This is a genomic window from Lyngbya sp. PCC 8106, from assembly GCF_000169095.1.
In the GTDB taxonomy this organism is placed as follows: domain Bacteria; phylum Cyanobacteriota; class Cyanobacteriia; order Cyanobacteriales; family Microcoleaceae; genus Capilliphycus.
Map to the genome: position 1 here is coordinate 37,660 of NZ_AAVU01000006.1, position 22,376 is coordinate 60,035.

General features: G+C 40.7%; 22 protein-coding genes and 1 pseudogene. 12 read left to right on the forward strand and 11 right to left on the reverse strand.

Annotated elements, in window-relative coordinates:
- Positions 1-3: 3 nt before the first annotated feature.
- Together L8106_RS05850 and purB are read right to left on the reverse strand one after the other, a co-directional pair.
- The gene (locus L8106_RS05850; protein WP_009783298.1) at positions 4-729 is read right to left on the reverse strand and encodes a M15 family metallopeptidase; all 726 of its coding nucleotides are present in this window, start codon (positions 727-729) and stop codon (positions 4-6) included.
- Between the two features lie 126 nt (positions 730-855).
- Positions 856-2,151 (reverse strand): adenylosuccinate lyase, encoded by a 1,296-nt coding sequence (gene purB / locus L8106_RS05855; RefSeq protein ID WP_009783299.1) that lies wholly within the window; start codon positions 2,149-2,151, stop codon positions 856-858.
- Positions 2,152-2,545: 394 nt separating this feature from the next.
- Between purB and L8106_RS05860 the strand changes: the two genes are divergently transcribed.
- Entirely contained in the window at positions 2,546-3,562 is a 1,017-nt protein-coding gene (locus tag L8106_RS05860; RefSeq protein ID WP_009783300.1) for a bestrophin family protein, read from the forward strand.
- Here the strand turns inward: L8106_RS05860 and L8106_RS05865 are convergent.
- The 3 genes from L8106_RS05865 to L8106_RS05875 all read right to left on the reverse strand — a co-directional run bounded on the left by L8106_RS05865 (position 3,542) and on the right by L8106_RS05875 (position 5,732).
- A complete protein-coding gene (locus L8106_RS05865) occupies positions 3,542-4,258 on the reverse strand; it encodes an ROK family protein (protein ID WP_009783301.1) in 717 nt (238 codons plus the stop codon). The genes L8106_RS05860 and L8106_RS05865 overlap by 21 nt on opposite strands.
- A 66-nt stretch (positions 4,259-4,324) precedes the next feature.
- Complete coding sequence (locus L8106_RS05870) at positions 4,325-4,963, reverse strand: YqiA/YcfP family alpha/beta fold hydrolase (RefSeq protein WP_009783302.1); 639 nt, start codon at positions 4,961-4,963, stop codon at positions 4,325-4,327.
- Positions 4,956-5,732 (reverse strand): endonuclease/exonuclease/phosphatase family protein, encoded by a 777-nt coding sequence (locus L8106_RS05875; RefSeq protein WP_009783303.1) that lies wholly within the window; start codon positions 5,730-5,732, stop codon positions 4,956-4,958. Before L8106_RS05875 ends, L8106_RS05870 begins: the two co-directional genes overlap by 8 nt.
- Positions 5,733-5,908: 176 nt before the next feature.
- On the opposite strand from L8106_RS05875, the pseudogene L8106_RS31970 reads away from it, so the two are divergent.
- Positions 5,909-6,112, forward strand: a pseudogene (locus tag L8106_RS31970) (helix-turn-helix domain-containing protein); the annotation flags it as partial.
- A 70-nt stretch (positions 6,113-6,182) separates the two neighbouring features.
- Here the strand turns inward: L8106_RS31970 and tnpA are convergent.
- On the reverse strand, positions 6,183-6,602 hold the full coding sequence (gene tnpA, locus L8106_RS05880) for an IS200/IS605 family transposase (RefSeq protein WP_039895582.1): 420 nt from the start codon (positions 6,600-6,602) through the stop codon (positions 6,183-6,185).
- Positions 6,603-6,633: 31 nt separating this feature from the next.
- Between tnpA and L8106_RS05885 the strand changes: the two genes are divergently transcribed.
- Complete coding sequence (locus L8106_RS05885) at positions 6,634-7,923, forward strand: RNA-guided endonuclease TnpB family protein (protein ID WP_009783305.1); 1,290 nt, start codon at positions 6,634-6,636, stop codon at positions 7,921-7,923.
- Positions 7,924-8,017: 94 nt separating this feature from the next.
- The gene (locus L8106_RS05890; protein ID WP_198012906.1) at positions 8,018-8,338 is read left to right on the forward strand and encodes a transposase; all 321 of its coding nucleotides are present in this window, start codon (positions 8,018-8,020) and stop codon (positions 8,336-8,338) included.
- Between the two features lie 134 nt (positions 8,339-8,472).
- On the opposite strand, the gene L8106_RS05895 is transcribed toward L8106_RS05890, so the two are convergent.
- The gene (locus L8106_RS05895) at positions 8,473-9,234 is read right to left on the reverse strand and encodes a pentapeptide repeat-containing protein (protein ID WP_009783307.1); all 762 of its coding nucleotides are present in this window, start codon (positions 9,232-9,234) and stop codon (positions 8,473-8,475) included.
- A gap of 574 nt (positions 9,235-9,808) precedes the next feature.
- Here L8106_RS05895 and L8106_RS05900 point away from each other — a divergent pair.
- Together L8106_RS05900 and L8106_RS05905 are read left to right on the forward strand one after the other, a co-directional pair.
- A complete protein-coding gene (locus L8106_RS05900; protein ID WP_009783308.1) occupies positions 9,809-10,612 on the forward strand; it encodes a hypothetical protein in 804 nt (267 codons plus the stop codon).
- A 36-nt stretch (positions 10,613-10,648) separates the two neighbouring features.
- Entirely contained in the window at positions 10,649-12,004 is a 1,356-nt protein-coding gene (locus L8106_RS05905) for a flippase (RefSeq protein ID WP_009783309.1), read from the forward strand.
- Positions 12,005-12,030: 26 nt separating this feature from the next.
- Here the strand turns inward: L8106_RS05905 and L8106_RS05910 are convergent, their stop codons facing one another.
- Positions 12,031-12,276 (reverse strand): hypothetical protein, encoded by a 246-nt coding sequence (locus L8106_RS05910; RefSeq protein WP_039895584.1) that lies wholly within the window; start codon positions 12,274-12,276, stop codon positions 12,031-12,033.
- 116 nt (positions 12,277-12,392) lie between these two features.
- Entirely contained in the window at positions 12,393-12,644 is a 252-nt protein-coding gene (locus L8106_RS05915) for a DNA-directed RNA polymerase subunit omega (protein WP_009783311.1), read from the reverse strand.
- Positions 12,645-12,826: 182 nt separating this feature from the next.
- Between L8106_RS05915 and L8106_RS05920 the strand changes: the two genes are divergently transcribed.
- Both L8106_RS05920 and L8106_RS05925 read left to right on the forward strand, forming a co-directional pair.
- Positions 12,827-14,173: an AAA family ATPase gene (locus L8106_RS05920; RefSeq protein ID WP_009783312.1), complete on the forward strand. Its 1,347-nt coding sequence runs from the start codon at positions 12,827-12,829 to the stop codon at positions 14,171-14,173.
- Positions 14,170-15,018 (forward strand): DUF4435 domain-containing protein, encoded by an 849-nt coding sequence (locus L8106_RS05925; protein WP_009783313.1) that lies wholly within the window; start codon positions 14,170-14,172, stop codon positions 15,016-15,018. Before L8106_RS05920 ends, L8106_RS05925 begins: the two co-directional genes overlap by 4 nt.
- A gap of 98 nt (positions 15,019-15,116) precedes the next feature.
- Here L8106_RS05925 and gcvP read toward each other — a convergent pair whose 3' ends face one another.
- Positions 15,117-18,095, reverse strand: a complete 2,979-nt coding sequence (gene gcvP, locus L8106_RS05930; protein ID WP_009783314.1) for an aminomethyl-transferring glycine dehydrogenase — start codon at positions 18,093-18,095, stop codon at positions 15,117-15,119.
- Positions 18,096-18,455: 360 nt separating this feature from the next.
- Positions 18,456-18,845 (reverse strand): glycine cleavage system protein GcvH, encoded by a 390-nt coding sequence (gcvH, locus tag L8106_RS05935; RefSeq protein WP_009783315.1) that lies wholly within the window; start codon positions 18,843-18,845, stop codon positions 18,456-18,458.
- A gap of 83 nt (positions 18,846-18,928) precedes the next feature.
- Here gcvH and L8106_RS05940 point away from each other — a divergent pair, with 83 nt between their 5' ends.
- The 4 genes from L8106_RS05940 (at position 18,929) to L8106_RS05955 (ending at position 22,069) form a co-directional block, all read left to right on the forward strand.
- The gene (locus tag L8106_RS05940) at positions 18,929-19,762 is read left to right on the forward strand and encodes an alpha/beta hydrolase (RefSeq protein ID WP_039895585.1); all 834 of its coding nucleotides are present in this window, start codon (positions 18,929-18,931) and stop codon (positions 19,760-19,762) included.
- 83 nt (positions 19,763-19,845) lie between these two features.
- Positions 19,846-20,109 (forward strand): hypothetical protein, encoded by a 264-nt coding sequence (locus L8106_RS29390; protein WP_009783317.1) that lies wholly within the window; start codon positions 19,846-19,848, stop codon positions 20,107-20,109.
- Positions 20,110-20,358: 249 nt separating this feature from the next.
- Positions 20,359-21,360: an ATP-binding cassette domain-containing protein gene (locus L8106_RS05950; RefSeq protein WP_009783319.1), complete on the forward strand. Its 1,002-nt coding sequence runs from the start codon at positions 20,359-20,361 to the stop codon at positions 21,358-21,360.
- A 103-nt stretch (positions 21,361-21,463) separates the two neighbouring features.
- Positions 21,464-22,069, forward strand: coding sequence for a superoxide dismutase family protein (locus tag L8106_RS05955; RefSeq protein ID WP_009783320.1), 606 nt, complete (start codon positions 21,464-21,466; stop codon positions 22,067-22,069).
- The last annotated feature ends 307 nt before the right edge of the window (positions 22,070-22,376 follow it).

Sequence of the window (22,376 nt, forward strand, 5' to 3'; positions counted from 1 at the left end):
GATTTAAGGAACCTGATTGAGTTGTACATTGAGGAGGGAATATTGATCCCAACCTACCGCATCAAAATGCCACCATTCGGTAATCAAAGAACTAAAGCCATATTGTTTCATTTTGTATTCCAATAAGTTACTATTGCGGCGAACTTCTGGAGGATGAGAATAATAATCTCGGGCGGCTTTATCGGTAAAATCATCAAAATCAGTGGGCATTTTTAATTCCTCACCTGTGCGAAGATCAACTAAGGTTAAATCAACTGCCGCCCCTCGATTATGACGAGAACCTCTTTCGGGATTCGCTACATAACGACCATCAGGTAAAATTTCCCACATTTGTTTAGTGACAGACCAAGGTCGATAGCAATCAAAAACCTTGAGTCCTAAGCCCATTTCTTCTAAGTCTTGCTGTACATTAGAGAGGGATTGGGCAACATCCGCCCGCAGCAAACACCGAGGAACAGAATAAAGTTTTCGTTGTAAAAAATTGTTAGTTGTTGCGTAACGAATATCCAGTTTAATATTCGGATTAATCTCCTGAATATCAACAAGCTTTTCCTCCTCTTGAACTTGAGAATAGACTTGAATAGAAGGAGAATTAGACGAAGTTTGTGCAATTTCTACCGCCATCGCGGGTTCATAATTAACCTGAAGTTCAGTCGGAGGAACTGTCGTGAGATGACATCCAACAACTGAGAGTAATACCGTAAAAAATAAGAAAAATTTTCGAGTCATGTTCTCAGTATTAGAACTCGATAAAAGTTTAAATCAAATTAGCGAACAGGGGTCAGACGAAAGACTGGGAACTTAAAACCGCAGTTTACTTTCAAACCTAGCCTAACTAACCCCACCTATTCTGTATCAAATGCCTAAACGTTGATACACTTCTTCTAAATGTCTCAAATGATATTGAGGATCAAAACACGCTTCCAGTTCTGAAGTTGAAAGCTTAGTCGTCACCCGCTCATCTTTGACAATCAAATCGTGAAAATTTCCTCCCGGTTTGTTCCAAGCTTCATGGGCGCAAGATTGTACAATACTGTAGGCTTCTTCACGACCTAACCCCTTTTCAACTAATGCCAACAAAACACGCTGACTAAACACAACACCTCCATAGAGATTCATGTTTCGAGTCATATTTTCAGGATAAACTAACAGGTTTTTGACTAAATCTGTCGTTTCCACTAGCATAAAATGGGTAACAGTCGAGGAATCCGGTAAAATCATTCGTTCTACAGAACTATGAGAAATGTCCCGTTCATGCCACAGGGCTACATTTTCCAAAGCTGCAACGGCATGACCTCGTAAAATTCGCGCCAATCCAGTTAACCGTTCACTGCGAATTGGGTTGCGCTTGTGAGGCATTGCTGAAGATCCTTTTTGACCTTTAGAAAAGAATTCTTCGACTTCTAAAACATCAGTCCGTTGTAGGTTACGAATTTCCACCGCAAACCGTTCGATAGACGCGCCCAATAATGCTAAAGTTTGGGAATATTCGGCATGGCGATCTCTCGAAATCACCTGAGTTGAAGCGGTATCGGGTTGCAGTCCTAAATTTTGACAGGCGATCGCTTCTACACGGGGATCAATATTCGCATAAGTCCCCACCGCCCCGGAGATTTTACCCACGGCGATACTGTCACGCAAACGCACCAAACGTTCTCGGTTACGACAGACTTCGGCTAACCATCCGGCGAGTTTGAAGCCAAAGGTAATGGGTTCGGCGTGAATCCCATGCGATCGCCCCACCATCACAGTATTGCGATGTTGTTGGGCTTGATAACGTAGGGCTTGACTCAAACATTCCACCCGTTCTAAAAGCAGATCGGTACTGGCGACTAATTGCAAGGCTAAAGCGGTATCTAAGACATCGGAACTGGTTAACCCCAGGTGAATATAACGTCCGGCGTCGCCCACATATTCGTTAACGTTGGTGAGAAAAGCGATCACATCATGGCGAACTTCGGCTTCTATTTCTTGGACTCGTTTGAGATCAAAATTGGCTTTGGCTTTGATCTGTTCGACGGCTTCGCTAGGAATGTATCCGAGTTCGGCTTGGGCTTCACAGACGGCGATTTCCACCTGAAGCCAAGTTTTCAGTTTATATTCATCTGTCCAAAGATTGCCCATTTCAGGCAGTGTGTATCGTTCAATCATCTTGATTTTTTTGAATTTGACCTAATTTTTAGGGATTCAGTCACTCTACAAGTGCCTCGGCGCGAATAACACGTTGGGTATTTGCAAGCATAACCGTTTTATTGTAGCGGTCAGTGGCAATTTGAGCGATTGTCAATGGAGATTCAATGTAATTTTACACGTTGATCTTCTGGGATGTATTTTCAACGCTGATATTGCCCCTGGAAACTTAACGAAAGAATTCGAGTCTTTATCTTTATTTTTTAATTTTTGTGAATCTGTGATTGATTAAGTTATATTTTTATTAAAATCAAACCCAACTCGCATCAAAGGATACAGCATCCAATTTTTTATATTTTATACTTAAGCTAGAATCTTATCTATAGTTATTTGTCTCAATCGAGAAAATATAAATGTGTTGTTCAATCTTAATCAATTGAATTGGTTCTGGCAAACCCTGACCTCAGAAAGCCAAATTCTCAGGGCGATTTTACCGCGAACAATCTTGTTTGCAAGTTTGGCAATGGGTGTCGCTTGTTTTCATCAATTTAAACCCATATTAGAATTAAATGTCGTCGCCAGTTTAACGACAAATGTGGCTTGTAACTTGGTATTAGGGCTATTATTAGTTTTTCGGACAAATGCGGCTTATGAACGGTTTTGTCAGGGTCGTCAAGCTTGGGGTATTTTAACGGTTGAAATTCGCAACTTATCCCGAGAAATTCAGATCACAATTTTGGAGACTAATGAAGAAGATATCTCTGAAAAAACGACTTTATTAAAACTCCTCATTGGGTTTGCGATTGCGACAAAACTCCATCTCCGACAACAAACAATTACCACAGAGTTAGATGAATGGCTTTCACCCCAAATCTTAGATCAATGTCGTCAAGCTAAAAATCCACCGCTGCAAATTTCATTATGGATTAGAAATGATCTCCAACAAATTACTCAACATCAAACGGTTACACCTATAGAACAAATGATCATGCTTAATCAACTAAATCGTTTGATTGAAGGGTTGACCTGTTGTGAACGAGTTCTCACGACCCCGACTCCTCCCGCTTATGTCAATTTTTTGAGAAAATTAATTATGGTCTACTGTTTTTTGTTACCCTTTAGTTTGATTGATCAATTAAACTGGTGGGTGGGATTTGCAGTAGCAGCAATTGCTTCTGTTTTACTCGGGGTTGATGAAATTGGCAGTCAAATGGATAGTCCTTTTGGAAAGGATTCCACTGATCTTCCCTTAGATGAAATTTGTGGTAAAATTGTTATAGGTGTAGAAAGTACAATTTCTTTTGTCTCAGAAGATCAAACTCCAATAGAGACGAATACTTCTGATTTTGTGGAGACGGCTTTAAGAAAACATTTCACCCCAAATCCGACTCCATCGCCTCCTTTTAATTCATCAAAGATCGATTTCCCATAAACGAATTCCGCCTAAAATTCCGGTGATATTGGGAACAACTTCAATAAAGCTTGGCAACTCAATATTAATTTTTTTCGTGTTGCCTCCTCCTAAATAAATTCGGTCACAATTTAACACTCGTTTGAGCGTTTTCAAGGCTTTTTCTAGGCGACGGTTCCATTTTTTTGAACCAATTTTATCTAAGGTAGCATTTCCTAACTGTTCTTCGTAGGTTTCTCCTTTCCGAAACGGATGATGTCCGCCTTCTAAATTGGGAACAAGCTGACCATTGAGGAATAAAGCGGTACCAATTCCAGTTCCTAATGTGAGAACTAATTCGACCCCTTGACCAGAAATTGCACCCAGTCCTTGAATATCCGCATCATTCGCAACTCGCACAGGTTTTTCAAACTGTTGAGAGAGGGTTTCTGCGAAGTTTAATTCTTCCCAGTCTGGATGTAAATTCACCGCTGTTTTTGTGACTCCTCGGACAACAACTCCCGGAAAACCCACAGAAACTCGGTCAAATTCTCCCTGTTTGTGGGCTAATTCACTCAGAGTAGCGATCACTAATTTGGGTGTTGCGGGTTGAGGTGTTTCAACTCGAACTCGTTCGGTTAAAGGTTCGCCGACCCGATTCAACACCATCATTTTAATACCACTTCCCCCAATATCAATCGCTAAAGTTTGGGGCGATTCTGGATGAGATTCAAGCATTTAAGTGTGACTGAAATCAGATTTTATTTTTGATTTTACAATAGATTTTCTTGAAAACATCTAAAATCAATCTAAATTAAGTTTGATCACTTGCCAAATTTCTGGTAAAATATTTCCTAAAGTATGATCGCTGTCTAGTTCAATCAGTTTCACCCAAGGACGTGAGGCGCTGTAGTCACGACTGGCTTGCACGGGGATAATTTCATCTTGTCTTCCATGTACAATTAACGTCGGGAGAGAACGGTTTAACTGTGCATCAGAGTAATGAGAGAGGTCTTCTATGAAGTGATAGTTTAGAGGAACATTCTGTTGTTTACCATGATGATAAACCGATAAATCTCGTTCAATTTGCCATTGTTGTAGCTTTTCATTGCCGAGAAGCGGTAACACATGAGTGAGAAAATCAAAGGCAGGTGCAAGCAAAAATAACTGTTCAACTGAGGGATTTCGTTGCGCTAACCAAGTCGCTGTTAATCCTCCAAAACTCGAACCAATAATCACTTTTTTTTGCTCAGATTTAAGATTATATTCCGTTTCGATTTGTTGGAGTTGTCGAGTCAGGGTCAAATGATAAAAATCCCCCTGATTGAGATCGGGAATTTGTAAGTCAATCTGTTGTTCTCGGAACCGATCCCGCAAAAAATCGGCTTTGGCTGATTTCGGACTAGAAGCAAACCCATGCAAATAAATATAAGATTTATCCATTAAACTGAGCAATAACAGGAAAATGATCAGACGGCCAAACGTAATCAATTTGAGTGCGATCAACGCTCACTTGATGCAAGTTTAAACGGCTATCATAATAAATAGTATCGACCGCAGCAAACCCTTTTCCGGTAAATTCGTGATAGGTCATTTGCTCGTCCAAGTCGATATCAGCGAGTGTATCACATAACACAACCCCATTCGTGAGGGGTTTTAACAGGGTTTTACGGGTGAAACTGTCGGGTTCGGCGTTAAAATCACCTGTGACAATAAACAAATATTCATCCGCGTTGAACTGACTTAAGCGATCGCTAATTAACTGGGCGCTCAACTCTCTAGCCCGTTGACTATGATAGTCGAAATGGGTATTAAAAATAATAATCGGTTTGTCTTGACCTACTCCCTCAAACACTCCCCAACTCACCATCCGAGGAACAGGATTTTCCCACTCAGCCGTCACACTTCCGACTAATTTTGGAGTCTTACTCAGCCAAAAATCTCCAGTTTTGAGACAACGCCATCGCTGTTGATGGTAAAAAATTGCACAATATTCACTCAAACCGTTTCCCTGACGATCAACTCCTACAGTTTGATAATTGCTTAAGCGTCGATGGAGATCAAGTAACTGATGTGCTTTTCCTTCTTGAGTCCCAACTAAATCTGCATCCCACTCAGCCATGAGTTGAGCCATTACCTGTCGCCGCCATACCCAGGCGTTGTTACCCGGATCGGGTTTATCAAAACGAACGTTAAACGTAACAATTTTCATCACATCGACACCGCAAAAGCTGAACACGAGAGATTTATTCGTATCATATTCATCGAAATTTTGGCTCTTAAACCCCGTCTTTTAAGGACGGCTTTAATAGTCTAGATTAACATATTCACAGACTGTATATTAAAGTGTGAAACATGACAGAGAAAGCCTACCATTAACGATTTTAACCAACTCCCGAACAGGAAGATCTGTTGAGGAGAACGTTGGGGTGTGTGAGGTTAGTGTACAACAAAGCACTGTCCGAAGGAACCGAAGCGTGGTATGAACGTTTTGAGTGAGTGGGTTATTCTCAAACCTCTTCAATGCTGACAAATTGGAAAAAACAGGAGGAATTAGACTTTTTAAATCATGCCAGTTGCGTTCCGCTTCAGCTAAACTGCCAGGAGCCGTCCGGCATAATTTCTAATTTGCCGTGACGAGGAATGGCAGACAGGATCTCTATCAATGCACAGGAACTTCCTGTCCTTCGATGTATTTTCTCAACACATCAACAGTAACTCCACCACATGAAGCAATGAAGTAAGATCCATTCCATAATACTGCTTTTCCTCGGTAAGTCTGATTTAATTCTTGTTCAAACTCTTTACGAATTAATCGACTCGTAACCGTTTTTAAGTTGTTAATAAACTTGCACAAATCTAACTGCGGGTAGTAAGAAAAAAGCAAGTGGATGTGGTTGTCCTCGCCAACGAATTCAATAACGAGGACGTTCCATTTTGAACAGAGATTATGTATATGGTCTTTAAGTCGTTCAAGCATAGGTCTAGTTAACACCTTTCTTCTATATTTGGTTGTAAGCACCAAGTGAGCTTGCAAGCTTGAAACAGCACGTCCGGTTGACTTATAAGATTTTGTAGTCACAACACTAAATGATATATGCTACAATCCTAGCATGAGATTAGCATATCAGTATCGATTAAGACTTACGACTGAGCAGAAAGCCAGAATCAACCACTGGCTTGAGTTGTTACGCCGCCATTACAACTATCTTCTAGGGGATAGATTTGATTGGTGGGAGCGCAACAGATGCCCTATTAATTCTTGTTCGATACTGGTTTCTCATTTACCAGGACTAAGAGAACAGCCGGAATACTATGGTCAAAAGCGAGACTTAGTTAGGCTTAAGCAACTCTTTCCTGAATACAAAGACATTCATGCTGATGTATTACAGGATATGGTGAAACGAGTCAAACTAGCTTTTGACAGGTATTTAAAAGGCGATTGTAACGGGAAGAAAAGTGGTAAACCTCGCTTTAAAAGTAAAGGTCGATATAGAACTTTTTCTTACTCTAGAGTCAAGGTTGATTGTATTCAAGACGGGTACATTCAACTTCCTAAACTGGGCAAGATTAAGCTCATATATCACAGACCTATACCAGAAGGTGTCACAATAAAAACGGCTCTGGTCACAAAAAAAGCTGATGGTTTTTATGTAACACTTTCCTTAGTTGATAACACTGTTCCTGACTTCAACCCTGATGATATTGAACCAACAGAGAATAATAGTATCGGGATTGATTTAGGGCTAGAGAAATTTGGAACTTTATCGACTGGTGAAGCAATTCCCATTCCTAAATATTTCCGTAAAGCTGAAGACAAGCTGGAAAAGCTACAACGAAAAGCGGCTAGTAGAAAGAAGGGAAGTAGAGCCAGAAAACTCCTGTACGGAAAGGTTGCCAAGATCCACCAAAGAATTCAAAGGCAGAGAAAGCAGTTTCATTATGAGCAGGCTAATCAATTAATCGCTAAGTCCGATGTAATCTTTATCGAAGATTTAAAGATTCGCAATATGATAAAGCGATGTAAGCCTAAACAGGATGAAACCGGAAAATACTTACCTAATGGTCAAGCGGCTAAGTCGGGGTTAAATAAAAGTTTGGCAGATGCAGGTCTAGGTCAATTTGTCGAAATACTATCATTCAAAGCCGAAAACGCTGGAGTGAAAGTCGTCAAAGTTAATCCTAGAAATACGTCTCAATTCTGTTCAAATTGTCTCAATATTGTACCTAAAGAATTATCGGAAAGATGGCATAGTTGCCCTCATTGTTCAACTGAACTTGATAGAGATTTGAACAGTGCCATCTTAATTAAAAAAGTGGGTCTGGGCGTGAAACTCACTATAAAACGCTCTAGAAGAAATTCAATCTTAAGCGACCCCTATAGCGTCAGCTTAGGGTGTTGAGTACGTCACCAAGGTTTGAGGCATTTACAAACTGCATTTACCAATTTCTTTGCAGGTCGGGGAAAATACCCAAACTTCAAGAAAAAGATAAGCGGTGGTAGTGCTGAATTCACGAGCGTCAGCTTTTAAGTTTAAGGAGGGTCAAGTCTATATTGCTAAATGCAAAGAACCTTTACCGATTCGATGGAGTCGTCAACTTCCCAAGAGTTGTGAACCATCTATCATTACGGTTAAGTTAGATCCGAGTGGTAGATGGTTTGTTTCTTTAAGGATTGATGATCCAACAAATCAGAAGTTAGAACCTGTCAAAAAACAGATAGGAATCGACCTGGGAATCACCAGTCTATTTACAACTTCTGATGGAATTAAAGTTTCCAACCCCAAGCATTTTAATAAGCTCTATAAAAAACTTTGACTCGCTCAAAAATCTTTGAACCGGAAAACCAAAGGTTCAAAAAAGTGCTGAGTTGTAATCTCGGTCTAGTTCTTGGCTGCACCCTCAAGAATGTCAGCGTTGTTTGAGAGGTTTTGGGACTTCCCGCCGAACTCTTAAAATAGAGGAGCCGCAGGAGTTGGGGGTGCAACTAGGCAGTTAACCACCTGATCAAGAATACAAACAACCGGGCCAACTTCTGTTCCTTGCAGCAAGGCATTTGTTAAGTCAGTATTGGACAGTTCTGCTTGAGCAATATTTGTATTCACTAGGATGGCTGCCTGCAAATTCGCGTTGGAGAAATCTGCACCCTTGAGGTTTGCAAGACGAAGATCAGATCCAAACAGATTAGCATCTGTGAAGTTGGCATCGGCTAAGTTCGCTTTGAAGAAAGTCACTTGACGCAGATCAGCGTTCTCAAAATTGGCTTCTGAGAGGTAGGCTTCGCTGAAGTTGACTTTAAACAAATTGGCATCTTGGAGATCTGCTTTGCGAAGATCGGCTCGGGTCAAAGATGCTCGTGATAAATCAGCTTGTCGCAGATCAGCACCTTGGAGATTCGCATATCGAAGATTCGCCTCGTAAAGATTGGCATCTGCGAGGTTTGCTCGAAATAAATCGGCTACATAGAGATTGGCTCCGTACAAGTTGGCGCTCCGCAAGTCAGCATCGCGTAGAATTGCCCCTTGTAGTTTGGCATTGAACAAGTTCGCCCCTCTCAAGTCCAGTCCGCTGAGATTCGCTTCCCGTAAATCGCATCCTGGACAGCGATTTGTTGCTCGTAATTGAGCGATCGCATCGTCATCGGCCGCCAAAGTTTCCGTTGCCAACCACAGTGGAGAGAGTAAAATTGTGGTGACTAAAGCTTGCAGTTTCATTATCCTTTTCCCCAATCAGCCAACAAAAAACCAGAAATGAACGCATCTACGGCTTGTGCAATTGATTCTATCACGGGTTATCCCAGTTGCAAGGATGAAACAACCTTTGTTAAGACTTTAGAGGGGGTAAGTTGAGGGTGATCTTTCATCAATTTGCAGTTTTATCGTTTTCTTAAGAAAGACAAAAATCAATCAGACGCTTAAACCCCAGTAAATGGACATGAGGAGTGAATCGAGCCATTTTTTGAGAGCCGATTGACAGAGGAGCATTTTATACAGTATGTTAAGCCAGACTAGCTCTAAAAAAATCTCATCTGATCGCACTTGAAAGGAGTCCAATTCACTCAAAAGCTGGACACCTCTATAATTTCATCTCGCCTATCCTGGAAATAGGAGTTCAGATTTGAAAAATTTAAGTCTGCTTCTCTAGTCGATAGAGACTTTTATGAACTATACTTGCTCATTGAGTCTCTGTTCTAGTTCAAAGGATAGAACGGGATAAACAAGTAAAGCATCGCATTGAGATTCAAGTTGATATTGTCCATAGTGGAATTGTGGCGTGAAGCAGAAGGGAATGAGTCAAACGACAGCATTTATGGGGGGGTGTATGTTCACCGTAATGACCGCCCTCCTCTTGCTCATTGGGTGGCTATTATTTGGCGACCTGCCTTCTAGTAATTCAAAGGATGCTTCAGAATCTGATCGTAATAATCAGCCCTACGGAGTTTTACCTTTTAATCCTTCCCAACCCAATCAGCCTTTTGGTACTCTTCCGTTTGGCCCTCCTCAACCGAGTCAATCCTACGGTTCGCTGCAACTGCCTCCTCCCCCTCCTCTGAGTGCAACACCGAGTAGTCCTTCCAATCCCCCCAATAACTCGGATTCCCAACTCCAAAACCAAGTTCAGCAGCAGCAGAACTTAACGCAACAGCTTACAACTCAGACGGAGCGGCATCGGATGCAAATTGAGCAGTTGACGACGCAGACGGAGCGGCATCGGATGCAAATCGAACAACTGACTTCTCAAACTGAGCAGCAACGAATCAAAAATGAGCAGCTCTTGATGCAACTCAATGAACAACAACGCATGATTACTTGGTCGGCGGGTTCCTCGAAACCTTTTCCGAATCAGTCCGGAAACAACTCGATGATTCAAACGGCTGTTCTTTGGGTTTTAGTGGGAGTTGTGGTGGCTCTGTTTTTAGGCGGAAGTATTTTTATCCTGAGTTTGATTTTTGTCCTCACTCAACCTCAGCGACGTTCATCGAGTGCGAAAAAGTATCCCATGCAACCGATTAATTTTGCTTGGCCTTATGCTTTTTATGATGAGCAAACTGACTTTCTTCCTCCGCAAGTCAGAAACAGACGCAATCGTTAAGATCAGATCTCACCGAATCTAATTTGCCAGTTTTTAATGGGCATTCGACAACTTTTGACCCAATGGGGTCTATCTTTTTTTGATTCTCCTCTACTGGTGAATTTGGCTAGAGGTGCGGGAACTGCTTTTTTAGTCCAGGTTTCAGGTGTTGGACTGACGTATATTGTCCATATTTTTCTGGCTCGTTGGCTCGGAACGGCTGAGTTTGGGATTTATGAATATGTTGTTTCCTGCACGTTGTTACTCGCCATTTTCAGTGGACTGGGTTTGCCGACTGCTGTATTGCGGTTTATTGCTGAATATAAAGTCACCCAACAATGGCAACAATTAACGGGCTTAATTCAAGGCACTTGGCAGTTAACGGGTGTGATTAGTGTTGCCCTCGCTTTCGGCACCACGGCTTTAATTTTAATCTTTACTGATTCTAGTTGGATCTATTATACGCCGCTATTAATTGGAGTTTGGATGGTGCCTTTGATGGCTTTAGCCCAACTGCAAGCAGAAATTGCTCGGGCTTTTAATAAAATTATTTTAGCCTATGCTCCGTTTCGCTTAATTCAGCCGCTATTGGTATTAGGGGCGGCTTTTTATGCAGGGCAAATTCAATCCCCCCTTCTGAGTGAAACTGTCTTAGGACTCTCGATTTTATCTTTAATTCTTGTCGTCGTCAGTCAGTGGAAATTCTTACAACATCAACTCAAGACTGAATATCAGTTAGCCACTCCTGATTATCAGACGATTAAATGGTTGAAAGTGGCTTTTCCGTTATTATTGCAAGGGGTGTTTGCTATTGTTCTCAACCAAACTGATATTTTAATGATTGGAACAATTATTAGCCCAGAATCAGTTGGAATTTATAGCGCTGCGGCGAAAACATCGGTTTGGGTGACGTTTGTTTTACAAGCGGTGAATACAGTGGCTGCCCCGGTGTTTACCACACTTTACACCCAAAATGATCGCTCGGGTTTACAATCGTTAGTGGGGACTGTTGCCCATTGGATTTTCTGGCCGTCTTTACTTCTTTCTATTGCTATCATTACCTTTGCTGAACCGATTTTAGGCTTATTTGGTTCAGAGTTTGTCGCCGCCCGTCTACCCATGACGATTCTAATTTTCGGACAGTTGGTGAATGTTGGTTCCGGTTCAGTTGGATATCTAATGGTGATGACAGGACATCAAAATCAATCTGCTATCATCTTTGGATGTAGTGCGATCACTAATATTATTTTAAATGCGATTACGATTCCCACTTTGGGTATTTTAGGTGCGGCTCTGTCTACTGCTGTAACGATGGCGATGTGGAATATTTTACTACACGTTTTAGTCGTTCGCTACCTAAACGTTTATCCTTCTATTCTCTATGCCATTTTACCCAAATCTCCCGACCACTAAACCTTAATATACACTTTTTTACCCAATCATTCATATCGTTGAGGTTGAGGGCGTAGAGAAGAACGCAATACAAACCGCCCCAACAATAACACCATCAAAAACATGAACTTTAAAAACAACTGCACAGATTCAGGAGTTGAAATCAAAAACAAGACGATACAAAACACCCCCATAGAAACTAAAGCAATGCGATGAACATCATCAGTTGTTTTCCAGCCAGCCCAAGTTGTTACTACAGCAATCATTAACCAAATTAAGCATATCCCTGACATAAAAGTTTAAAAATTATTTTGAAATTCGCTCAAAGAGCTTTCGCGAAAACCCTATGCAGATTTTATAACGAACTTGGAGAAATGATGTTATAAAAAAGTAATCAAAGACTTAAGTTTTAGTAATGTGCGCTCATCTCATCAATAATTAATTCGGGCTGGTTCACTTCATCAGACATCTCTACAATCGCCCGTACAACAGGTTTAACTTCAGAAGCATTAGGATTATCAAAATCTTCATAACGAAACCGTTTCGCTCGTTTTGCCACTTTCACCGTAATCTGATAACGGCTACTTGATCCGCTCTTGATTAATTCTTCACTCAAACGGTTAATTTCATGGGTATTGACCGAGGAGATAGTGTTATACATGACTACTTGATTTACTCTACAGTTCCATCCTAGAAAACCGAGGTAAAATCGTTGTTAACAATAGGATAAGTTCATGTTATCTTTGGGCGAGGAGAAATCAGTCAGTTCAAACCCTTAGACCCACAATAAGCTGATTTGAATTGTATCTGTGGTATAATATAAAATTATCGTAAATTGTAGCCATGAGAATCAAAGAGATTTCTGTAAAAAATCTGTTTGGTATGTTTGATCATGTCATCCCAATGAATCTGGATGAACGAATTACCATTATTCATGGGCCGAATGGAGTAGGAAAAACTATTTTACTCAAGATATTAAACAGTTTATTTAATTCACAATATTATTTTCTTCATACAATTTCCTTTACAGAATTTAGATTAGATTTTGATGATGAAAGTTATCTAGTAATAACTAAAAAACAAGAGAATAAAAAAATAAAAAAACTCTCGTTTTCTTATTATCAAGTAGACTCAGAAGTACAAACTTTTACCTATCCATTGAGAACTGATATAGATTCTCTAGATTTTCCGGTCGAAATTATAGATGATATTATTCCAGGGTTGGAAAGAATCGGAACCAGGAAATGGTTGTATTTGCCTACTCAAGAAACATTAAATGGATCGGAAATATTTGAACGTTTTGGTGACTCTCTTTTTTCTGTTAGATTTTCTAATAACAGATTCAATAGGCTTGTCAAAGGTCAACCGGAGGAAGATAAATGGTTGTCAGAGTTAAAAGAAAAAATTAAAGTTGGTTTCATAGAAGCACAACGTTTATTTAGTTTTTCTAGCAATCGTACTCCTAGATCTATCGCTAGATCTATGGTTCCTTCGGTTGCAACTTATTCTCAGGAACTATCCGAACAGATTCAAGAAACATTAACCGAATATGGTGTGTTATCTCAGTCTCTAGATCGAACTTTCCCGGTAAGAGTTGTCAACCAAAAATCATCCTCTAATTTTACGGAAGATGCGTTAAGGGATCAACTGAGTAAATTAGAAGAACAGCGAAATCAATTAATAGATTTAGGTCTTTTAGAAAAAGATGAAAATCCAGATTTTCAAGTAGAACAAGAAATTGATGATAAAACTAAAAGTATATTATCAGTTTATGTAGAGGATGTTGAGAAAAAACTGAAAGTATTTAGTGAGATATCGAGCAAAATTGCTGTTTTCAAGAAAATTGCTGAAAGTCGGTTTAGTTATAAAAAAATGTCAATCACCAAAGAGAAAGGATTTACATTTACTACACTCAACGGTAATCCTTTATCTCCTACAAATTTATCTTCAGGAGAACAGCATGAATTAGTGATGCTTTATGAGTTATTATTTAACGTTGAACCCAACTCATTAATTTTACTTGACGAACCCGAAATTTCTTTACACGTTGCTTGGCAGGTTGAATTTATCAATGATTTACAAGATATTCTTAAACTGGCGAACTTTGATGTTTTAATCGCAACTCACTCCCCAGATATTATTAATGAACGATGGGATTTAACCGTAGAACTCAAGGGGCCTAATAAATGAGAGAATTTATTACCCCGGATAGAGTAGCAAATAAAATTCGGTTAATGCGGACTCAATTTCAGGGTTCTTTTCTCATTGTCGAAGGAGATACGGATGCTCGTTTTTATAAAAACCTAGTTAATAAAGAAAAGTGTCGTGTTGCTAGTGCAAACGGCAAAAAGAATGTGATTCAAGTGTTAGATATTTTAGAATCCGATGAATTTTTAGGTGTTTTAGCAATTATTGATGCTGACTTTGATAGACTAGAAAACAATTTACCGACTCAAAGTAACATCTTGATAACTGATAATCATGATTTAGAGATAATGTTACTTAAATCCCCCGCATTAGAAAAATTTTTAGTTGAATTTGGTTCGGAGGATAAAATCAAAATCCTAAATCAAGATGTTCGCTCGATTTTACTTGCAGGAGGAGTTGATATTGGTTACTTGCGGTGGATTTCTTTGAAAGAGTCTCTTGATTTGAAGTTCGAGGGATTATCTTTTAGTAAATTTATCGATAAAAAAACGTTGGCTGTAGATAGAGTTAAATTAATAGTGGCTATCAAAAATAACTCTCAGAAACCTCAAATTAACCAACAAGAGATAAAAGACAAGATGGAAAATTTAATTAGTCCAAACTATAATCCTTGGTGTGTCTGTTGCGGACATGATTTGATTGAAATTCTCTCAATTGGGTTGTGTCAGTTCCTCGGTTCAAATAATTCAAAAGATGTAGAAGCAGACAAAATAGAGAAAATTCTGCGACTGGCTTATGAATCTTCTTATTTTCGCAAAACTAAACTTTATTCTCTGATTCAACAGTGGGAAAGTTTAAATACACCGTTTGTAATTCTCCATCAATAAGAATAGAATTAGGGCGAGTTTCTGTCGATAATCTGTTCAAAATAGACATCAATACAAAACCCGCCCTGAAAATAATTACCGCCAAACTTTAGACGATTCTAATTGTCCGAATAAGCCTCCATTGGTAGACAAGAACAAACGAAATTGCGATCGCCATAAGCGTTATCAATCCGTCCCACAGAAGGCCAGAATTTATGTTCTCGCAACCAAGGCGCCGGGTAAGCCGCCTGTTCACGGGAATAGGGATGATTCCACTCACCCACAATTAGCGATTCTGCGGTATGTGGTGCGTTCTTTAAGGGGTTGTTTTCAGTGTCTATGTCTCCCGACTCAATCGCCCCAATTTCGCGCCGAATGGCAATCATCGCCTCACAGAAACGGTCTAATTCTGCTTTCGACTCGCTTTCAGTCGGTTCAACCATCATGGTTCCCGGTACCGGCCAAGAAACAGTAGGCGCGTGGAAGCCAAAATCCATCAACCGTTTGGCGATATCATCGACTTCAATATTCGCCGATTTTTTCACGCCTCGCAAGTCTAAAATACACTCATGGGCAATCAAACCATTTTTACCCTTATATAAAATCGGGTAAGCGTCTTTGAGACGAAAAGCCATATAATTCGCATTTAAAATTGCCACTTTTGTCGCTTCCGTTAACCCTTCGGCACCCATCATGGCGATATACATCCAAGAAATTACCAAAATACTCGGACTTCCCCAAGGCGCCGCAGAAATAGCGCCCAAAGACTGAGGATTATCATCCTGCATTGTAACAACTGAATGCCCCGGTAAAAAGGGAATTAAATGAGATTTTACCCCAATTGGCCCCATTCCCGGCCCACCGCCACCGTGAGGAATACAGAAGGTTTTGTGTAAGTTTAAATGGCAAACATCCGCCCCAAAATCAGCCGGGCGACACAAACCAACCTGGGCGTTCATATTCGCCCCATCCATATAAACTTGACCGCCATTGTGATGAATAATATCACAAATTTCCTGAATTCCTTCTTCAAAAACCCCGTGAGTGGAAGGATATGTTACCATCAACGCCGCCAAATTTTGACCGTGTTTTTCGGCTTTGGTTTTGAGGTCATCAATGTCAATATTTCCATCCGCATCACATTTTACAGCAACAACTTTTAAGCCACACATAACCGCACTTGCCGGGTTTGTTCCGTGGGCAGATTCAGGAATTAAGCAAATATTACGGTTAGTTTCGCTGCGTTGTTGATGGTAGCGACGAATCACTAATAAACCTGTATATTCCCCTTGAGAACCTGCATTCGGTTGGAGAGAAATTCCATCAAATCCGGTAATTTCTGCTAACCAAGATTCAAGTTGTTGGAATAAAATTTGATAACCTGTGGTTTGAGATTTGGGGGCAAAGGGATGAATTTTACCAAATTCCGGCCAAGTTACAGGTAACATTTCTGCTGCCGCATTTAACTTCATCGTACAGGAACCCAAAGGAATCATCGAAGTGGTTAACGATAAATCTTTGTTTTCCAACCGATGCAAATACCGTAATAATTCGGTTTCAGAATGATACTGATTAAAAGCCGGATGGGTGAGATATTCGCTAGTTCGTTTGAAAGCATCTAGCAGTGTAGAATTTCCGGAGAGTTCATCCAGTCGGAAAGGCAATTCATCGGTATCTGAGAAAATTTGCCACAAATCAATTAAATCTTTCAGTGTGGTGGTTTCATCTAAACTGATACCGACAGTATTTTGATTCAGAGTTCGTAGATTAATATGATGAACTTTGGCTGCATCTAGAATCTCTTGTAATGGTTGGGACCCTAAATTCACTCGTAGGGTATCAAAATAGGATTCATTGCTAATTTCATAACCTAAGCGTTGTAATCCTTCGGCTAACATTGCCGTTAACTGATGAATCTTTTCAGCGATTTGTTTTAACCCTTTTGGCCCGTGATAAACCGCATACATCCCCGCAATAACTGCTAAAAGAACTTGGGCGGTACAAATATTACTGGTGGCTTTATCCCGACGAATATGTTGTTCACGAGTTTGTAAAGCTAAACGCAAAGCCGGGTTTCCATTTGCATCTTTTGACACCCCAACTAAACGTCCTGGAACTTGTCGTTTGTAGGTTTCTTTGGTGGCAAAATAAGCGGCGTGAGGGCCTCCATAACCAAGAGGAACTCCAAGCCGTTGAGTATTTCCAACCACAATATCCGCCCCAAATTCACCAGGAGGCGTTAACAACGTTAAGCTTAAAATATCAGCCGCTACGGTAACTAATGCTTTGTGTTTGTGGGCGGTTTCGATAAATTCTCGATAGTCGTAAATTGCCCCATCAGTTGCGGGATATTGTAGCAACGCCCCAAAAATAGGAGTTTCAAACTTAAAGGTTTTAAAATCACCCACAATGATTTCAATTCCTAGCGGTAAAGCCCGCGTTTTAACCACATCTATCGTTTGGGGATGACAATCTTCAGAGACAAAAAACGCATCTGCTTTTTTCGCCTTAGAAACGCCATAACTCATACTCATTGCTTCAGCCGCAGCCGTCGCTTCATCGAGTAAAGAAGCATTGGCAATTTCCATCCCCGTCAGATCAATAATCATCGTTTGAAAGTTTAACAACGCTTCCAAACGACCCTGGGCAATTTCGGCTTGATAGGGTGTATAAGCTGTGTACCAACCGGGATTTTCTAAAAGATTACGTTGAATAACTGGAGGCGTGATACAGTTAGAATAGCCCATCCCGATAAACGAGCGAAAGATTTGGTTTTTTGAGGCAATTTCTTTTAATTGGGCGAGGGCTGCATATTCACTTTTAGCGACAGGTAATTTCAGGGAACGGTTGAGGCGAATTGATGCCGGGATGGTGCGATCTATGAGTTCATTGAGATTAGAAAATCCCAAAGTTTCTAACATTTGTTGGATCGCGGCAAAGTTCGGGCCAATATGTCGCTTTAAAAAAGAATCTGTTATAGTAGTCAATTGGGGTTCATCCTCAGCAGTTGGAGAACTGGAATAAAATTGATGAGTTTTTGTGACGGTAGATGGAGTGTTGGCTTCTTCTGGATTGGACGTTGAATGAAAATCTAACATGAAACTTTAATTAAAACTCCAAAATGTGAATAGTATGGGATTGAGAACTACAGAACAGCCAGATGGACAATAAAATAACTTTTCATCAACAGAAAGAGTAAACTTTCCCCTCTGTTCCTCAACCTGACGACAGGTTATGAAATCATGGCGATGAGAGATACAGCTTCCTTATTTATTTGTAACAAATTTTTTCACAAAGGAACTAGGAACCGTGGCTTGTGATATAGTTGATGCACTTACTTTACAAATCTGTACTCAAAAACAACTCCTGGGGTCGCTGTTGTTGAAAAACCGTTATCCCTCATCAGTTAAGAGTTGTGAATCCTAGATTTTTTGTTCCTAGTTCCAATGACTTAAATTTTACTCGCCTTCAACAAGCTGTCGATATTCCTCTGCTGTCAGACAATCATCTAAATCATTGACCTCATCAATGCGAACTTTAATTAACCATCCCTCGCCATAAGGATCGTCTGCAAGCTGTTCGGGTGATTCTACCACAGCATCGTTCCGTTCGACTACTGTTCCACTGATGGGAGCTTTCATATCTTCTACCGCTTTGACAGACTCAACAGTCCCAAAAGATTCGCCTTTCTCAATCGCATCGTTGACATCGGGCAATTCTAAAAACACAATATCCCCAAGTTGTTCAACGGCGAAAGCACTCACTCCAACCGTGGCAATTTCACCATCAAGTCGGACATATTCATGGGTGTCAGTGTATTTTAGATCTTCAGGATATTCTATCGTCATAATCATTCCTCACAAATTGCAAAAATTCAGCCTAACACTGCTAACTTAGCTACAGAATAATCCCAGCATAATCGGCTAGAATTATGAACAAAGTAACTCTCAAACGCCTCATTATAGGAGAATTTTCACTCCATCGCTTGCTGATCTCGACAATGATCATTTATGCTTGCGTTGGAATCTGGGCCTATTTTGGGACTGATCGCCTAATTTTTCTCCCACCACCGTCGAGTTACACCCAGACTAACGAGTTGATCCAACTCAAAGCCGCAAATGGCGACAATATTACCGCCCTCTACCTGCCCAACCCCGAAAGTCAGTATACTATCCTTTACAGCCATGGCAATGCCGAAGACATCGGACAGACTCACTTCCACTTAAAACAGCTACAGGAAATAGGCTTTTCAGTCTTGGTTTATGACTATCCAGGTTATGGGACTAGCAGTGGAAAACCGACGGTAAAAGGCACCTATCACGCCATTAATGCGGCCTACAACTACCTCACCCAAGACTTAAATATACCGCCCCATGAAATTATCGTCTATGGTCGTTCCGTTGGGGGAGGGCCGTCTGTTGATTTAGCGTCTCGTCAACCCGTTGGGGGGTTAATCATTGAAAGTTCGTTTGTGAGTATTTTTCGCACTGTTACCCCCATTCCCCTATTTCCCTTTGATAAGTTTCCCAATCTGGCTAAAATCCCGAATGTTCGCAGTCCAATCTTAATCCTACACGGAAATCAGGATCAAGTTATTCCCTTTTGGCATGGTCAAAAACTCTACGCCAAAGCCAATGAACCGAAAATGTCTTTCTGGGTAGACGGCGCGGATCATAACGACTTGTTAGATGTCGCCGGACAAAGTTATCTAGAAACCCTTAAACAGTTTATCAAATTAGTTGAAAATCACCCTAGCTCAACTTAACTCAATCAGTGTATAATCAGTCAATTCAGAATTTGTGTATGGGTGCATTTACCGTGTTCACATAACACGAGGACGTTTACCCGATGAAACTCACTAAATTTTTGGGAAAATCCCTATTGATTTTGACCGGAATTTGCTTAACTTGGGTTCCCCAATTTTCTGCCATTGCTAGCCTAACTCCGGTTAACCATACCTCTGAAACTGGACTCAACTCGATACATCTACCTCAAGCTGAATATCAACTTGCAAATATTCGCAGTTGTTCCGTTGCTGACCCGACAGATACCCCCCTCAATGTGCGTTCAACTCCTAATGGAAAATTATTGGCAGTTTACCCGATGGCGTGAAAGTCGAATGGCTGAAAACCTCCGATAATAACAAATGGGCGTTTATTCGCACTTCTATTATGGAAGGTTATGTTTGGGCAGCTTATCTGAAATGTTAATTCACAGCTAAACCGCAATTAACGGAGACTCAAAATACCTCAAAGACACAGAGAAAACCCCCAAATAAATCTTTGTGTCTTTGTCTGTTTGTGTTCCCTCTCAATTCAGACTAAAAACTCTATTTTCTGCATCTACTTACCCTAACCGCTTATGTCAATTATTGTCGCCCAACAGTTGAGTAAAGTCTATCCCGTCGCCGTAAAAGAACCGGGGTTGAAAGGAACCCTGCGTCACTTTTTTAATCGAACCTATCGCCAAGTTCAAGCGGTGCGTGAAGTTTCTTTTAGCTTAGAAGCCGGAGAAGTTGTCGGGTTTTTGGGTGCAAATGGGGCGGGAAAAACCACAACTTTAAAAATGCTGACTGGACTAATTCATCCGTCTAGCGGTGTGGTCAAAGTCGCAGGTTATACCCCTTTTGAGCGCCAATCTTCCTTCTTACATCAGATTACCCTAATTATGGGGCAGAAGCAACAGTTAATTTGGGATTTACCCGCCTTAGACTCTCTGCGAATTAATGCAGCCGTTTATGGGATTTCTGACTCAGAATTTCGCTCTCGTTTGGGAGAGTTAAGCGAGATGCTTTTCCTCAAAGAACAGTTAAAACAACCCGTCAGAAAGCTGTCTTTGGGTGAACGAATGAAAGCGGAATTATTAGCAGCTTTGTTACATCGTCCGCAAGTGTTATTTTTAGATGAACCCACACTCGGTTTAGATGTTAATGCTCAAGTTGCTGTCCGCCAATTTTTAGCCGAATATAATCAACGTTATCATGCAACAATTCTGCTCACCAGTCATTATATGGCAGATATTACCGCTTTGTGTAAACGGGTAATTTTAATTCATCAAGGCGAGTTGATTTATGATGGTAATTTAGAGGGATTACTTGAACGATTTTCCCCCTATCGAGAAGTTAAAATTGAGTTAGCAAATTCTCCCCAAGAACATCCCCAAGCCTTCCAGAATATCTTCGCAAAATATGGAGAAATCGAATCTATTCAAGGACAATCTGTGCGGTTGTTAGTGCAGCGAGAAACCCTAACCAACACGATTGCTGAAATTTTAGCGCAAATGGAAGTGTTAGACTTAACCATTAGTGATCCTCCGATTGAAGAAGTGATTGGTCGAGTGTTTAGTCGTGGCAGCGTTCAATAAGTAATATAATGAAAATCATTCTAAATTTTGACTCTTAATTCTTCTACAATCGAGGTATAATAGTACAGAAATTGTTATTAATGATGTTGATTGGAAATTTTAGATGAATATACCCAGAAAAATTTTATCCCTTTTATTTGGATTGTTGTTGATGGTGGCGACGGTCAGTTGTGATCAAATTGGTGATTCTCAATCAACCGCAGAAGCCGATAATACCGAGCAAATTGTAGCCGTTGCAGAGATCAAAGGCGCATCAGATTCTAACCTATCAGGAACCATCACTTTAACTGAAAATCAACCTTTAGACACCTCAGAAATCTTACCCACGGTAGAAGTCAAAGCCGAAGTTAGTGGCCTACCTCCGAATACTAAACATGGATTTCATATTCATCAAACTGCAAAATGTGAACCCGATTTTGGGGCGGCAGGTGGACATTTTGATCCCGGCCCTTATGGAGAAACAAACCCCGATGCCAATCATCCATTTCACATGGGAGACTTACCCAATTTAGTCGCAGATGCCCAAGGAAATGCTGTTTTTACCCATCGTACCAGTCGCGTCACCCTTTCATCAGGGCCGTTAAGTTTATTTGATGAAGATGGCAGTGCTTTTATCGTACACATCGATGAAGATCAAGGCACAACTGGCGTTCAAGGCGGTGCAGGCGGTGGTCGTTTAGGGTGCGGTATTATCGAGAAACAAGCCTAAAACAGTTTACAGTGACCAGTGAACAGGTTTCAGGTGAAAGGTAACAGGTGATATGATATCCGATTGATTAATTTTGTTATGGGGTGGGGCGGGTTTATCAATTTTCGGCGTGGAGCAGATCGTTTTCAACGACGAGAGGAAACGCCGTCCCCATGTGGTAATACAATGAAAAAGCCGAAACGCAAAAACCAAGCAGAGTAGGTATCAGCACCTTGAAAACTAGAGTTAGGGGGTTCCAGGCAGGAAGGCTTGACTGGGTAAAAACTCGCTCGCAACAAGTACAAGTCTTTGAGACACCGTACCGCAG

What these genes read in the sequence shown, in the direction of transcription:
- L8106_RS05920 (WP_009783312.1), top strand. Translation starts at nt 12,827, where the DNA reads ATGAGAATCAAAGAGATTTCTGTAAAAAATCTGTTTGGTATGTTTGAT.
- L8106_RS05870 (WP_009783302.1), bottom strand. Translation starts at nt 4,963, where the DNA reads ATGGATAAATCTTATATTTATTTGCATGGGTTTGCTTCTAGTCCGAAA.
- L8106_RS05850 (WP_009783298.1), bottom strand. Translation starts at nt 729, where the DNA reads ATGACTCGAAAATTTTTCTTATTTTTTACGGTATTACTCTCAGTTGTT.
- L8106_RS05910 (WP_039895584.1), bottom strand. Translation starts at nt 12,276, where the DNA reads ATGTCAGGGATATGCTTAATTTGGTTAATGATTGCTGTAGTAACAACT.
- L8106_RS05885 (WP_009783305.1), top strand. Translation starts at nt 6,634, where the DNA reads ATGAGATTAGCATATCAGTATCGATTAAGACTTACGACTGAGCAGAAA.
- L8106_RS05955 (WP_009783320.1), top strand. Translation starts at nt 21,464, where the DNA reads ATGAATATACCCAGAAAAATTTTATCCCTTTTATTTGGATTGTTGTTG.
- L8106_RS05875 (WP_009783303.1), bottom strand. Translation starts at nt 5,732, where the DNA reads ATGAAAATTGTTACGTTTAACGTTCGTTTTGATAAACCCGATCCGGGT.
- L8106_RS05905 (WP_009783309.1), top strand. Translation starts at nt 10,649, where the DNA reads ATGGGCATTCGACAACTTTTGACCCAATGGGGTCTATCTTTTTTTGAT.
- L8106_RS05915 (WP_009783311.1), bottom strand. Translation starts at nt 12,644, where the DNA reads ATGTATAACACTATCTCCTCGGTCAATACCCATGAAATTAACCGTTTG.
- L8106_RS05925 (WP_009783313.1), top strand. Translation starts at nt 14,170, where the DNA reads ATGAGAGAATTTATTACCCCGGATAGAGTAGCAAATAAAATTCGGTTA.
- L8106_RS05895 (WP_009783307.1), bottom strand. Translation starts at nt 9,234, where the DNA reads ATGAAACTGCAAGCTTTAGTCACCACAATTTTACTCTCTCCACTGTGG.
- purB (WP_009783299.1), bottom strand. Translation starts at nt 2,151, where the DNA reads ATGATTGAACGATACACACTGCCTGAAATGGGCAATCTTTGGACAGAT.
- L8106_RS05940 (WP_039895585.1), top strand. Translation starts at nt 18,929, where the DNA reads ATGAACAAAGTAACTCTCAAACGCCTCATTATAGGAGAATTTTCACTC.
- L8106_RS29390 (WP_009783317.1), top strand. Translation starts at nt 19,846, where the DNA reads ATGAAACTCACTAAATTTTTGGGAAAATCCCTATTGATTTTGACCGGA.
- gcvP (WP_009783314.1), bottom strand. Translation starts at nt 18,095, where the DNA reads ATGTTAGATTTTCATTCAACGTCCAATCCAGAAGAAGCCAACACTCCA.
- L8106_RS05865 (WP_009783301.1), bottom strand. Translation starts at nt 4,258, where the DNA reads ATGCTTGAATCTCATCCAGAATCGCCCCAAACTTTAGCGATTGATATT.
- L8106_RS05950 (WP_009783319.1), top strand. Translation starts at nt 20,359, where the DNA reads ATGTCAATTATTGTCGCCCAACAGTTGAGTAAAGTCTATCCCGTCGCC.
- L8106_RS05900 (WP_009783308.1), top strand. Translation starts at nt 9,809, where the DNA reads ATGAGTCAAACGACAGCATTTATGGGGGGGTGTATGTTCACCGTAATG.
- gcvH (WP_009783315.1), bottom strand. Translation starts at nt 18,845, where the DNA reads ATGACGATAGAATATCCTGAAGATCTAAAATACACTGACACCCATGAA.